Annotated in this window: 9 protein-coding genes; 5 read left to right on the top strand and 4 right to left on the bottom strand. The window is 73.9% G+C overall.

What is annotated here, in order from left to right; genetic code table 11:
- Window positions 1-17: 17 nt before the first annotated feature.
- The 3 genes from ACQPZK_RS16845 to ACQPZK_RS16855 all read right to left on the bottom strand — a co-directional run bounded on the left by ACQPZK_RS16845 (window position 18) and on the right by ACQPZK_RS16855 (window position 3573).
- On the bottom strand, window positions 18-1580 hold the full coding sequence (locus ACQPZK_RS16845) for a pyridoxal phosphate-dependent decarboxylase family protein (protein ID WP_433533865.1): 1563 nt from the start codon (window positions 1578-1580) through the stop codon (window positions 18-20).
- Between the two features lie 96 nt (window positions 1581-1676).
- A complete protein-coding gene (locus tag ACQPZK_RS16850; RefSeq protein WP_433533866.1) occupies window positions 1677-2534 on the bottom strand; it encodes a siderophore-interacting protein in 858 nt (285 codons plus the stop codon).
- Between the two features lie 4 nt (window positions 2535-2538).
- Window positions 2539-3573, bottom strand: coding sequence for an ABC transporter substrate-binding protein (locus ACQPZK_RS16855; RefSeq protein WP_433533867.1), 1035 nt, complete (start codon window positions 3571-3573; stop codon window positions 2539-2541).
- A gap of 228 nt (window positions 3574-3801) precedes the next feature.
- On the opposite strand from ACQPZK_RS16855, the gene ACQPZK_RS16860 reads away from it, so the two are divergent.
- From ACQPZK_RS16860 to ACQPZK_RS16880, 5 genes are all read left to right on the top strand, one after another.
- A complete protein-coding gene (locus ACQPZK_RS16860) occupies window positions 3802-4752 on the top strand; it encodes a FecCD family ABC transporter permease (RefSeq protein ID WP_433539239.1) in 951 nt (316 codons plus the stop codon).
- A gap of 114 nt (window positions 4753-4866) precedes the next feature.
- Window positions 4867-5898, top strand: a complete 1032-nt coding sequence (locus ACQPZK_RS16865) for a FecCD family ABC transporter permease (RefSeq protein ID WP_433533868.1) — start codon at window positions 4867-4869, stop codon at window positions 5896-5898.
- A 23-nt stretch (window positions 5899-5921) separates the two neighbouring features.
- On the top strand, window positions 5922-6725 hold the full coding sequence (locus ACQPZK_RS16870) for an ABC transporter ATP-binding protein (RefSeq protein WP_433533869.1): 804 nt from the start codon (window positions 5922-5924) through the stop codon (window positions 6723-6725).
- Window positions 6722-8776 (top strand): penicillin acylase family protein, encoded by a 2055-nt coding sequence (locus tag ACQPZK_RS16875; RefSeq protein WP_433533870.1) that lies wholly within the window; start codon window positions 6722-6724, stop codon window positions 8774-8776. The genes ACQPZK_RS16870 and ACQPZK_RS16875 overlap by 4 nt, the downstream gene beginning before the upstream one ends.
- Window positions 8766-9347, top strand: a complete 582-nt coding sequence (locus ACQPZK_RS16880; RefSeq protein ID WP_433533871.1) for a GNAT family N-acetyltransferase — start codon at window positions 8766-8768, stop codon at window positions 9345-9347. Before ACQPZK_RS16875 ends, ACQPZK_RS16880 begins: the two co-directional genes overlap by 11 nt.
- Before the next feature lie 137 nt (window positions 9348-9484).
- Here the strand turns inward: ACQPZK_RS16880 and ACQPZK_RS16885 are convergent, their stop codons facing one another.
- Window positions 9485-13201: a S8 family serine peptidase gene (locus ACQPZK_RS16885; RefSeq protein ID WP_433533872.1), complete on the bottom strand. Its 3717-nt coding sequence runs from the start codon at window positions 13199-13201 to the stop codon at window positions 9485-9487.
- Between the last annotated feature and the right edge of the window lie 217 nt (window positions 13202-13418).

The raw sequence follows: 13418 nt of genomic DNA on the forward strand, positions 1-13418 counted from the left end.
CAGGCGGGGGTTCGAGGTCAGCCGACGGGGCAGGTCAGGTCGGCGGTGACGGTGTCGCGCACGTACCGCCCGGCGTGGGCGGCGATCAGTTCCAGGACGTGGCCGACGTCGTCGACGGTCGTGGCCGGGTTCAGCAGCGTGAACTTGAGGAAGTGCCGGCCGTCCACCCGGGTGCCGGCGACCACGGCCAGGCCGGAGGCGGCCAGCGCCTCCCGGGCGTACAGGTTCGCGGCGTCGGCCAGCTCACGACCCGGACCGGTGGGCAGGTAACGGAAGACCACGGTGCTCAACTGCGAGCGCGTCACCACCTCGAAACGGGGGTCCTCGCTGACGAGCTGCCAGGCGTCCGCCGCCCGGTCGACCACCTCGTCGAAGAGTTCGCCGAGCGCGTCCGGGCCCATCACCCGCAGGGTCAGCCACAGCTTCAGCGCGTCGAAGCGGCGGGTGGTCTGCAGGCTCTTGTCGACCTGGTTGGGAATCCGCTGCTCCACCATGCGCGCCGGGTTGAGGTAGTCGGCGTGGTACGTGGCGTGCCGCAGCGTCCGCCGGTCGCGGACCAGCAGCGCGCTGGAGCTGACCGGCTGGAAGAACGACTTGTGGTAGTCCACGGTCACCGAGTCGGCGCGTTCGATGCCGTCGAGCAGGTGCCGGCGCGTCGGCGAGACGAGCAGTCCACAGCCGTACGCGGCGTCGACGTGCAGCCAGACGCCCGCCGCCGCGCAGACCTCGGCCAGTTCGGCGAGCGGGTCGATGGAGCCGAAGTCGGTGGTGCCGGCGGTGCCGACGACGGCCATCGGGACCAGTCCGGCGGCCCGGCACCGGGCGATCTCCTCGCGGACGGCGGCGGGCTGGATGCGCCGCCGCGCGTCGGTGGGCACCGCGATCACCGCGTCCGGGGCGAGGCCGAGGAGCTTGGCGGACTTCTGGACGCTGAAGTGCCCGGCGACGGAGGTGAGCACGCGCAGGCGGGGCAGCAGGTCCAGACGTGCCGCCGGGGTGGTGGCGGCGAGGCACGCCTCCTCCCGGGCCAGCAGCAGCGCCTGGAGATTGGACTGGCTGCCCCCGCTGGTGAACACGCCGTCGGCGTCCGGACCGAGGCCGATCCGGGCGGCGGTCCAGTCGATCAGCCGACGCTCGATGAGCGTCGCGCCGGCACTCTGGTCCCAGGTGTCCAGCGAGGAGTTGACCGCGCTGAGCACCGCCTCGCCGAGCAGCGCCGGGATGACCACGGGGCAGTTGAGGTGGGCCAGGTAGCGGGGATGGTGGAACCAGACGGCGTCGCGCAGGTAGACGTCCTCCAGCTCGTCCAACGCCGCGCCGGCGTCACCCAACGGCCGGTCCAGGTCGACGCCGTCGACGAGGGGCGCCAGCTCGGCCGGCGCGATTCCGGTGGTGGGCCGGTCCACCGTGGCGACCCGCCGGGCGACCCGGTCGACGCCGTCGGCGATCGCGCGCCGGTACTGCTCGACCGAACCGTCGTGCAGCAGGTGGGCCCGCGCCGCGGCAGGCGCTGTGGCCGATGGTGGAGCGGCCGGCGCGCTGCTCGGATCGGTCTCGCCGGGGTACGTCGGCACGGTCACGGGATGTCCTTCCACGTTCTGACGATGGGCAGCCGGAACCCTCCCCCGGCGCAGGTGCGCGCCGGGGGCCGTGCTGCGTTCTGGTGGGAGCGCCGGTCAGGCGGTGGCGACGGCCAGCGCCTCGGCGCGCAGGTCCTCCTCGGAGAGCCCGCGTCGCCAGTAGCCGGCGAAGGTGACCCGTCGACGGTCGTAGCCGCGTTCGCCGACCAGGTGCCGGCGCAGCGCGCGTACCACGCTGGACTCGCCGGCGATCCAGGCGTACGGCGTGACCGCCGGTAGCCGGGCCGCGCGGAGCGCGCTGACCAGCAGGTCACTCCCGGGGGCGGTGCTGCCGCGCACGATCCAGCGGATCTCCGCGTCGGCGTCGGTGGGCAGCTCGGTGATGTCCGCCGCGTCCGGGACCTCGATCCAGGCGCGGACGCGGGTGCCGGCGGGCAGCCAGGCCAGGATCCCGGCGGTGGCCGGCAGTGCGGTCTCGTCGGCGGCCAGCACCACGAGGTCGGTGTCGTCCGGCGGCCGGAAGCAGACGCTGCGGTTGTCGTACACCGCCGGACCGAGCAGCAGCACCCGGTCACCGGACACCGCCAGGCTGGCCCACCGCGAGGCGGGACCGGTGCCGCCGTGGCCGACGAAGTCGATGTCCACCTCGCCGACGCTCGGGCGGTGCTCACGGATGGTGTACGAGCGCATCACCGCACGGACGTCCGACGGAAGGGCCCGCCAGGCGCCGAACCAGTCATCGCCGCGCTCGACCGGGACGACCGGGGCGTCCTGACCCGGGTGCGGCAGGAACAGCGAGACGCTCTGGTCCCGGCCGCCGCCGGCGAAGTCGACCAGCTCCGCCCCGCCGAAGGTGACCCGGATCAGCGAGGCGCCGACGCGACGGGCCCGTACGACGTGCGCGGCGAAGAAGCGGTACTGGAGGGCGACGGGTTCGACGGTGCTCGTACTCATGGTGTCAGCCGACCTTCTTCGCGTTCCGGATGGCGGTGGCGAGGTTCTCCAGCAGCGGCGCGGCCCCGGCGTACGAGAAGCGGGGCACCGCGTCCCACGGCGTCACCTGGTTGGCCCGCACGGCGGGAAGCTGTGCCCAGGTCGGCTTGGCGGCGAGGTCCTTGGGCTGCAACGCGGTGCTGCGGTTGTCCAGCAGGATCAGGTCGGCGGGGAACTTGCCGGCGTTCTCCCAGCTCAGCGCCTCGAAGTAGTCGCCGGCCTCGAGCTTGGTCGGCACCACGATCTCGACGCCCAGCTCGGCGAAGTACATGAGGTCGGTGCTGACCTTGGGGTTGGACACGTAGAACAGGTCGGGGCTGCCCGAGCAGGCCATCACCCGGATGCCCGGGTTGGCCTTGACCGCCTGCCGGACGGCGTCGGCGGCGGCGTCGAAGCGGGTCTTCGCGTCGGTGACCTTCTTGGCGGACAGGTCGGCGCCGAGCGACTCCGCGAGCGCGGCGTACCGCTCGATGGGCTTGGTCATCGGCACCCGCGCGGTGGTGATCGCCACGCTGGGCGCGAGCGGCAGGATCTTGTCCTTGCTCTCGTCCGGCACGTACCAGAGGGCGTCCGGGTCGTACATGTGCGTGACCAGCAGCTCGGGGCGCAGGGCGGCGTACTTCTCCAGGCTGAACTCGCCCCACACGTTGCCCAGGATCTCGACGGCCTCGACATTCAGGTCACCGGCCTGCGGGTCCTTCGTGCCGTCGGCGCGCTTGGTCTCGCCGAACACACCGACGAGCTGCTTGTCGAGACCGAAATCGACCAGGGCCGCCGCCACGCCGGTGAAGGCCACCACGCGCGCCGGGCGAGCCGCCGCGTCGACCTTCTTGTTGCGGTCGTCGGTGAACGACCAGGGACCGGCGGCGTTGTCGTTGCCCGAAGGTTTGGCGGTGTCGTCCTTGCCGCAGCCGGCGAGCAGCGCGGCCAGCGTGGCAGCGCCGCCAGCGGCCAGCAGGCCACGACGGGAGAGGCGACGGGCGGACAGTGCATCGGGCATGGTGTCGTCTTTCGATCAAAGGAAGGCCGGGGTCGACCGGGACAGCGGGGTTAGGTTAGCCTAACCTCGCTCGTTGTCAACAGCGGTTCGCCGTGTCGCCACACCCCGGAGCCCACACTGGACGCCACACCCACCGTCACCACTCCGCCACCATCCGTGCCGGACGCGTCGACGGCCCCCGCACCGAAGCGACGTCGGGCGACCCGCGCCGCCGGTCTGCTCGCCGCCGTGGCGCTGCTCGGCGTGATCCTGGTGCTCAGCATCGCGGTGGGCGCGAAGTCGCTGCCGCTCGCCGACGTCTGGTCCGGGCTGCTGCACCGCGACGCCACCGAGTACGCCGTGGTGCACCGCATGCGCCTGCCCCGCACCCTGCTCGGACTGCTCGCCGGCACGGCGCTCGGTGTGGCCGGCGCCGTGATGCAGGCGCTCACCCGCAACCCCCTCGCCGACCCCGGGCTGCTCGGCATCAACGCCGGAGCGTCCGCCGCCGTGGCCACCGCCGCCGCCTTCCTGGGCGTCACGGCCATCGGCGGGTACGTCTGGTTCGCGCTGCTCGGCGCGGCCCTGGTCACCGCGCTGGTCTACGCTGTCGGCGGCGGACGGGGCGCCACCCCGGCCCGCCTCGCGCTGGCCGGCGCGGCACTCAACGCCACGCTCTACTCGTTCGTGAGCGCGGTCATGCTGCTGGACACCGCCTCGCTGGACCGGCTGCGGTTCTGGACGGTCGGCTCACTGGCCAGCGCGGACTCCGCGACGGTCGCCCGGGTGACGCCGTTCATCCTGGTCGGCCTGCTGGTCGCCCTCGGCGCCGCCCGTCCGCTGAACGCCCTCGCGCTCGGCGACGACGCCGCCCGCGCGCTGGGCGCCCGTCCGGCCGTGATCCGGGCCGCCGTGATCGTCGCGGTCACCCTGCTCTGCGGCGCGGCGACCGCCGCCTGCGGTCCCATCGTCTTCGTCGGTCTGCTCGTGCCCCACCTGGTCCGCGCGCTGACCGGACCCGACCTGCGCTGGCTGCTGCCGTACTGCGCGGTGCTCGCGCCGGTCCTGCTGCTCGGCGCCGACGTGCTGGGCCGGGTGCTCGGCCGACCCAGTGAACTCCAGGTCGGCATGGTCACCGCCGTGCTGGGCGGCCCGCTCTTCCTCTGGCTGGTCAGTCGCTCGCGGATGGCCCACCCGTGAGCGCGAGGAGTGAGCCGGGTTTGCGAGCCCCGCAGTCGCGAACTGAGGTGGCCCCGTGAGCGCGAGGAGTGAGCCGGGTTTGCGAGCCCCGCAGTCGCGAACTGAGGTGGCCCCGTGAGCGCGGTCATTCGTACCCCCGGTGGGTTGTCGGTGCGGTTCCGCCCCCGCGCACTGGCGGTCGGTCTCGGCGCGACGCTGCTCGCCGCCGGGCTCTCGCTCGTCGCGATGGGCAGCGGCGACTACCCGATGGGTCCGACCGACGTGCTGCGCGCCCTGACGGGTGGCGGCAGCGCGGCGGAGCAGTTCATCGTGACCGAACTGCGCCTCCCCCGGTTGGTCACGGCCCTGCTGGTCGGTGCCGCGTTGGCGCTGGGCGGCACGCTGTTCCAGTCGCTGGTCCGCAACCCGCTGGGCAGCCCGGACATCCTGGGCTTCACCCAGGGGGCGTCGACCGGCGCGCTCGTGGTGGTCGTCGTGGGTGGCGGGAGCCTCGCCCTGGCCGGTGCGGCGGTGGTCGGCGGGCTCGCCACCGGCCTGCTGATCTACGCGCTCGCGTGGCGGCGGGGCGTGCACGGCTACCGTCTCGTCCTGGTCGGCATCGGCGTCGCCGCCATCCTCACCGGCGTCAACGGCTACCTGCTGACCCGCGCCCCGCTGATGGACGCCGCCCGCGCGGTGCTGTGGCTCACCGGCAGCCTGGACGGGCGGGGTTGGGCCAACGCCGGGCCGCTGTTGGCCGTCACCGCCGTGCTCGCGCCGCTGGTGCTCGTCGGCGGCGGCCCGGCGCTGCGGATGATGGAGCTCGGCGACGACACGGCCAGCGCGCTCGGCGTACCGCTACGCCGGATCCGCCTGGTGCTGCTCGCCGCGGCGGTGCTGCTCGTCTCGTTCGCGGCGGCGGCAGCCGGCCCGGTGTCGTTCGTGGCGCTCGTCGCGCCGCACGTCGCGAAGCGGCTGACCCGCGCGCCCGGGCCGAACCTGGTGCCCTCGATGGCGGTCGGCGCGGCCCTGCTGGTCGGCGCCGACCTGGTGGCCCAACGCGCGTTTCCCGGGCACCAGCTTCCGGTCGGCGTGGTGACCGGCGTGCTCGGCGGCGGCTACCTGGTCTGGCTGCTGGCCGTCGAACGCCGGGCGGGCCGGCTGTGACCACCCCTGAGCAAGGAGCACCCATGACCTCCCGCCTTGGCGGCAGCGCGCTGACCCTCGCCTACGACCGGCGCACCATCTCCGAGAACCTCAGCGTGGCGGTGCCCGACGGGTCGTTCACGGTGATCATCGGGCCGAACGCGTGCGGCAAGTCGACGCTGCTGCGCGCGCTGTCGCGGATGCTCCGCCCGAGCGCGGGCGCGGTGCTGCTGGACGGCCGGGACATCCACCAGCAGAATGCCCGCTCGGTCGCTCGGACCCTCGGGCTGCTGCCGCAGACGTCCATCGCGCCGGACGGGATCGGCGTCGCCGAGCTGGTCGCCCGGGGTCGCTACCCGCACCAGGGACTGCTGCGGCAGTGGTCGCGCGAGGACGAGCGGATCGTCGACGAGTCGATTGCCGCGACCGGGGTCGCCGACCTCGCCGACCGGCCGGTGGACGAGCTGTCCGGCGGCCAACGGCAGCGCGTGTGGATCGCGATGGCACTGGCGCAGCAGACGCCGCTGCTGCTGCTCGACGAGCCGACGACCTACCTCGACATCGCCCACCAGATCGACATCCTGGACCTGTGCGCCCGGCTGCACGAGGAGCAGGGCCGTACGCTGGTCGCGGTGCTGCACGACCTCAACCACGCCGCCCGGTACGCCACCCACCTCATCGCGATGCGCGACGGTCGGGTGGTGGCCGCCGGCGACCCACGCGAGGTGGTGACGGCCGACCTGGTGGCCGAGGTGTTCGGGCTGCCCTGCCGGGTGATCGACGACCCGGAGACCGGCACCCCGCTGGTCGTACCGGCCGCCCGCCGACGCGCGGCCGAGCCGGCATGACCGCGCGGCGCTTCCGCGACCCGTGGGGCGTGCCACACGTCCGCGCCGCCGACCCGCTCGCCCTGGCCGCGGCGCAGGGCCGGGTGACCGCGTACGACCGGGCGTGGCAGATCGAGGTCGAGCGGCACCGGTCGCAGGGCACCAGCGCCGCCTTCCTCGGCGTCGACGCGCTCGGCTGGGACCGCTTCGCCCGACAGGTACGACTGGACGACACCGCCCGTCGCTGTCACGCCAACCTGGACGCGGCGACCGCCGAGTGGGTGGGCGCGTACGTGGCCGGGGTGAACGCCGGTCTCGCCGCCGGGGCGACCCGCGCGCCGGAGTTCGCCGCCGTCGGGCTCGCCCCGGGCCGGTGGGAGCCGTGGACGCCGCTCGCGGTGTGGCTGGGGCATCACATCCTGTTCGCGGGGTTCCCGAGCAAGCTCTGGCGCGAGCACGTCGCGCAGCGCCTCGGTCCGGAGGCGGTCGAGGCGTTCGCCACCGACGGGCCGGCCGTCGCCGGCAGCAACGGATGGCTGCTGGCCGGTTCCCGTACCGCCAGCGGCGCGGCGCTGCTGGCCGGCGACCCGCACCGGATCCTCGAGGAACCGGGCGTCTACCAGCAGATCCGGCTGGCCTGCCCGGAGTACGACGTGGTCGGCCTGGCCGTGCCCGGCGTGCCGGGTGTCGCGCACTTCGGCCACGCCGGCCCGGTGGCCTGGGCGATCACCAACGCGATGGCCGACTACCAGGACGTCTACGTCGAGCGGCTGCGCCGGCACGACGACGGGGTGCGGGCGCTCGGCCCGGACGGCTGGCGGGAGGCGTCCGTCCACGTCGAGACCATCGAGGTGGCCGGCGCGGACCCGGTCGAGGTGGAGGTCGTCGAGACCGACCGGGGCCCGGTGATCGCCGCAGGACCGGACGACGAGACGGCGCTGAGCCTGCGCTATCCGCCCCGGGTCCGGGGCGAGTTGGGCTTCGCGGCGATACCGGAGCTGCTGCGGGCCCGTAGTGTGTCCGATGTGGACTCAGCCCTGCGGCACTGGGTGGAGCCCGTCAACGTGGTGCAGGCGGCCGACACCGCCGGTGCTCTGCTGCACCGGGTCGCCGGTGCGGTGCCCGTGCGACATCCGGACAACGGCCGGCGGCCCGTCCCGGCGTGGGAGACCGCGTACGCCTGGCGGGGCTGGTACGCGCCGATGCCCCGGGCCGAGGTGACCGGCCGGGCGGTGATGGCCAACGAGCGCGGGCTGTCGGCGCCGCTCGGCGTCGAGTTCGCGCCACCGCACCGCGCGCGTCGCATCGCCGACCTGCTGGACGCCGGGCGGGACCACACGGTCGAGGACATGGCCGCGATCCACACCGACACGTACCTCGGTTCGGCCGGGGCGCTGCTGGGGGTGCTCGACGGAATGACCGGGCTCGGTCCGGCCGCCGCCGCGCTGCGCGACCGGCTGCTGCGCTGGGATCGGCGGATGGACGCCGAGAGCGTCGACGCCGCCGACTTCGCCCTGCTGCGGGCCGCCGTCGTACGCCGGATCGCCGATCATCCGGCCCTGGCGGCGTTGGCCGGGCCGCCCGCGTACCCCGAGGTGTTCGCGCCCTGGTTGGCGCTGACGCCGCGGGTCGGTTACGCGCTGGAGCACCTGCTCGGCGCGGCCCCGCTGCCCGGCGTGGACGTCGCGGCGGTGGTACGCGACGCGGCCGAGGAGGTCGCGGCCGCGACGGACGGCACGGTCCGCTGGGGTGACCTGCACCGGCTGACGGCCTGGCGTGCCCTGCCCGACCCGGACGCGCGGCCCGGCCCCCGCCTCGACGGCGACCACGACTGCGTGCTGGCCACGTCGAGCGTGCCCGGGATCACCCACGGATGCTTCCGGGGGCCGGCCGCACGGTACGTCTGGGACCTGGCCCGGCGGCACGACAGCCGGTGGGTGGTCCCGTCGGGCGCGAGCGGGGTGCCCGGCGACGAGCACCACCACGACCAGCAGTCCGCGTGGCTGACCGGTGACCTGCTGCCGGTGACCACCGACTGGGACCGCCTCACCGAGGAGCCGGATGAGCACTGACCGACAGCACTACCGACGTGACGTCCCCGGATTCGGCGTGGTCACCATCCGGCCGGTACGCCCCGACGACGACGCCGACCTGCTGCACGGCTGGGTCACGACCGACCGGGCCCGATTCTGGGGGATGCGCGAGGCCAGCCCCGAGCGGGTGCACGAGATCTACGCGTACCTGGATTCGCTGAACACCCACCACGCGTACCTGGTGCACCGTGACGGTGTGCCGGCGGCGCTGGCGCAGACGTACGAGCCCGAGGCCGACCCGGTCGGCGACGTCTACGAGGTACGCCCCGGCGACGTCGGCGTCCACCTTCTGGTCGGCCCCGCGGTGACCGTCGAGCGGGGCTTCACGGGCGCGCTGTTCGACGCGATCCTGGCGTTCGTCTTCGCCGACCCGGGCCGACGGCGGGTCGTCATGGAGCCGGACGTGCGCAACGAGCGGATGCACCGGCGGCTGCTGCGCAGCGGCTTCCGGCCCGGCCCGGAGATCGAGCTGCCGGAGAAGAGCGCCCGGCTGTACTTCCTCGACCGGCCGGAGAGCGCCGCCCCCGCCCACGACGGCAACGCCGGCTGAGTCCGGCACGACATCGCCGGCTGAGCCCGGCACGGGCGACGCCGGCTGAGCCCGGCACGACATCGCCGGCTGAGCCTGGCACGACGACGGCCGCCGGTCGGGATGCGTGGGCACCCCGACCGGCGGCCGGTCCCGCACTACCGCAGGCCGAACGCCCGGGTGATGCTCTGGCTCACGGTGTTGCCGGCCGCGTCGCGCGCGGTCGTCCGCAGACTCACGAAACGGGCCTTCGCCGGCGCGTCCAGCGCGGTACGCCAGCCGTCACCGTGCCGGGTGAGACGCGGCTTCTGCCACGTCCTGCCGTCGTCGTACGAGACCTCCACCGTCACCGCGCCGACCGTGCCCGAGACGCCGGGCAGCTGGGAGGCCACCACGGTGAGCGGCGCCCGACGGGACGCCAAGCCGTCGCGGTCGATGGCCACCTCGTAGTCGAGCTGGATCATCGGCAGCACCTCGGCCGACTCCTCGCCGGTGGCCGCCGAGCTGAAGCCCCACTCGGTGCGGGTCTGCCGGGAGTACGGGTTGCTCCAGGCGGCCCGGTCGTTCTCCACCACCAGGCGGTACGGCAGCCGCTGCGCGGACAGGCCATCCACCTGGAGGTACTCGGCGTTACCCCAGTTCAGCTCCTTGTCGCCCTGGTAGAGGGTGGTCCGGTTGACCATGTCGAAGTTGGCGTACGCCTCACCGATGTGCCCGCCGCCGTCGCCCCACCCGGGTGCGGGCAGGTAGACGGTGTCCAGGTAGCGCACGGGCACGTAGCTCCCACCCATGCGGGGGCGTTGGATGGGCCCGAACCAGGTCACCGTGCTCGGCTTGTTAGCCGCGTAGGTGGCCACCGCCATCGGGTGCTGCCCGGTCTCCCCGGGGATGAACGCGTCGTCGAGCCAGCGCTGGTCGACGCTCACCCAGTCGGTGCGCCGGCCCTGCGCCGGTGCCAATTCCTGGTTGCCGGACCCCAGGCCCTTCCAGATGTCGGTGCGGAACTCCAGCGCCCGGCCCTGCCGGTAGTTACGGAACTCCACGTCCACCCGGGCCAGTTCCCGCTTCGTGAACCGGTGGGTCGGGTCGACCGGAACCGCGCCGGTCCAGTGGTGCGCCACGTCGTACAGGTAGGTCGTCTCCGGGTGCGACTCGACGGTCAGCCGCACCGGGCCGCGCTCCAGCTCCGCGACGAGCTGGTCACCCTCGTCGGCGGTGAGGGTCGCCACGGTCAGCGGGGCGGCGGGGCTCTCCGGGCCCCACATCGCCTCGTCCCACGGCTGGAGCCGGCCGACGCCGTCGTTGACCACCAGCAGCAGCTTGGCCCCGGCCGCCGCAGCGGCCTGCGCCTGGGTGGCGACGTCCACGGTGTCGCTGCGCCGGACCACCACCGCCCGGTCCCGGACCGGCCGCTTCGCCAGCCCGGCCGCCGACGCGTCGGCGACGTAGACCGCGTCGAGCTGGCGACGACCCGCCGGCAACGCCGGGGTCGAGCGCTTCACCCGCAGATCGTCGTACGACCGGCCGCCGGCCGCCACGGTCAGCGCGGGCTGCTCCAGCCGCCACCGGGCACCGAACTCGAACTCGCCGTCGGTGACCGCCGGGCCCGTCGGCAACGCCCACATGCTGTCGTACGAGTCGTCCGGCAGCACCTGGCTCTCCATGAGGCTCACGTCGGTGGCGCGGTGGATGTCCATCCGCAACGAGGTGGCGGTCGCCTCCTGCGGCACCTCGGCCCGCACCTGCCGGGCCTTGCGGGCGTCGAGGGTGACGGTGCGGTCGGCGCTCAGGTCGACGTCGACGAAGCTGAGCATCGCCATGCCCTTGGAACGCGGCCCGTGGACACCACGCACGTCGGCGGAGATCCACCCCGACCAGCTACCGACCGGCAGCCGCAGCGTCGCGGTGCCGCTCTCGGGCAGGTCGACGGCAGTGAACAGGCCGTCGGTGGTGAGCAGGACCTTGCCGGCGAGCGGCTTGCCGTCCCGGTCCTTCGCGACGAGCGTCAGGTTCTGCCGCTGACCCTCCCGGCTCGCCCCGATCAGGGTGCGACCGCGGACCGTACCGGCGGCGTCGGTGGCGACGATCATGCCGCTGACCTGCTTCTCGACCGGAAGCTTGTCGTACGCGGCGGTGAGGGTGACGGTGGCGGTGCCGTTGGCGGGCACGGTCACCGTGTCGGCGGAGAGCGCGAAGAGACCGGTCGGGGCGCTCGGCGCGTCGAGGGCGAGCTTCAGGCTGACCTGCGCGTTCCCGACGTTGGTGTAGGTCACCGTCCGGTCGACCGTCGTACCCGGCTGTTGCGGCCAGGCCTGGAAGCCGGAGTAGGCGCTCGGGGTGGCGAAGACGGTGGCGTGCACGGCGGCGACCGCGTCCACCCGCCCGGCACCGGCCTGGTACGGGGTGTAGTCCGGGGTGGCCTTGACGGTGCTGACCAGCGCCTCCTTGATGCGCTGACCGGTCCAGTCGGGGTGCGCGGCGGCGACCAGCGCGGCCGTGCCGGCCACGTGCGGAGTCGCCATCGAGGTGCCGCTCATCAGCGTGTAGTCCCCGGAGCCGCCGCGTACCAGGTGCGAGCGCGCGGCCAGGATGTCCACGCCGGGTGCGGTGATCTCGGGCTTGAGCCCACCGTCGCCGGCGCGCGGGCCCTGGCTGGAGAAGTCGGCGAGGTGGTCGGTCGAGTCGACGGCGCCCACGGTGAGCGCGGAGTTCGCCGCGCCGGGGCTGCCGATGCTCGCCGGGCCGCTGTTGCCGGCGGCGATCACGAAGAGCGCGCCGGTCTCGGCGCTGAGCCGGTCGACGGCCTGGCTCAGCGGGTCGCTGCCGTCGGTGGACTCACCACCCAGGCTCATGCTGATGATCCGGGCCTTCTGCTCCCGGGCGGCCCACTCCATGCCGGCGATGATCCACGAGTCCTGCCCGCCGCCCTCGCTGTTGAGCACCTTGCCGACGTGCAGCCGCGCGCCGGGGGCCACACCCCGCTCAACGCCCCCGGAAGCGGCGCCGGTGCCGGCGATCGTCGAGGCGGTGTGCGTGCCGTGCCCCTGGTAGTCGAGGATGTCGGGCTCGTCCGGCACGAAGCTGCTGGACGCGGCGATCTGGCCGGCGAGGTCCGGGTGCTCGGCGTCCGCCCCCGTGTCGAGCACGGCGACGTCCACACCGGCGGCGGTGTTGCCCTCGGCCCACACCTTCGGCGCGCCGATCTGCGCGGTCGACTCGGCGAGGTCTGCCCGGACCCGGCCGTCCAGCCAGACCTTGGCGATACCGCTCGCGAGCGTCGGGGTGTCGCCGGTCCGGCGGGCCGCGCCGGCGGTCAGCGCGCCCCAGAACTTCTCGGCGTTCTCGCGCGGGCGGTTCAATGCCGCGCCCCGCACGCTGTCCAGGGGCCGCACCAGCTCGGAGCCGTCCACGGTGGGACGGGTACGGGCGCGGGCCGCGGCCTCGGTCAGGGTGACGATCAGCGGGAGCGCGTCCGTGTGCGCGTCGTCGTACCCGTCGGCGATCAGGTCGGTGACGTTGAACAGCCTCTTGTCGACCAGGCCGCTGGTGACGTACGGCAGCGCGGCGTCCGGGTAGACGTAGGTGTCGCCGTCGAGCACCGTGCGGTGGAACGTCGGCGTGCTGCCGTCGGGCCGGCGAACGGCCGAGACGGTGCTGCCGTCGGCCGCCGTGGTGACCGTGACGAGGTCCCCAGTGATCAGGGTGACGGTGGACGCCCGCCCGGGGGCCGCGGGCGGCTGGCCGGTCGGTCGGGTGGGGTTGCCGGGCGGGGCGGCGGACGCCCCCGTGCCGGGCGGGGTGAACCCGGCGGTCAGAGCGAGGGCGGTACCGAGGGCGATCAGCCCGGATCGGCGACGCCTGAGAGACAGAGCCACGATGACCTCTTTGTGTCGAGGAGCGGTACGCAGCACAGCATCGGCGTAACGCCCGGCTGTCCCACCCCGCACGCCCCGGCGCGTTCCCGCCATGGCACAAACCCGCCACCCTTTGCCCCGCGCCCCTCCCCCGCGCCGATCTTGCACTTACTATCGCCGATGCGCCCCGATTCACGACTTTCGTCACGACAGAAACTGCAAGATCGACGTGCGGAGG

Origin of the sequence: Micromonospora sp. CA-249363, assembly GCF_050950185.1 — a bacterium.
Classification (GTDB): Bacteria; Actinomycetota; Actinomycetes; order Mycobacteriales; family Micromonosporaceae; genus Micromonospora.

Excerpts from the sequence above, each read along its gene's own strand:
- ACQPZK_RS16850 (WP_433533866.1), bottom strand. The coding sequence starts at position 2,534 with ATGAGTACGAGCACCGTCGAACCCGTCGCCCTCCAGTACCGCTTCTTC.
- ACQPZK_RS16855 (WP_433533867.1), bottom strand. The coding sequence starts at position 3,573 with ATGCCCGATGCACTGTCCGCCCGTCGCCTCTCCCGTCGTGGCCTGCTG.
- ACQPZK_RS16870 (WP_433533869.1), top strand. The coding sequence starts at position 5,922 with ATGACCTCCCGCCTTGGCGGCAGCGCGCTGACCCTCGCCTACGACCGG.
- ACQPZK_RS16875 (WP_433533870.1), top strand. The coding sequence starts at position 6,722 with ATGACCGCGCGGCGCTTCCGCGACCCGTGGGGCGTGCCACACGTCCGC.
- ACQPZK_RS16880 (WP_433533871.1), top strand. The coding sequence starts at position 8,766 with ATGAGCACTGACCGACAGCACTACCGACGTGACGTCCCCGGATTCGGC.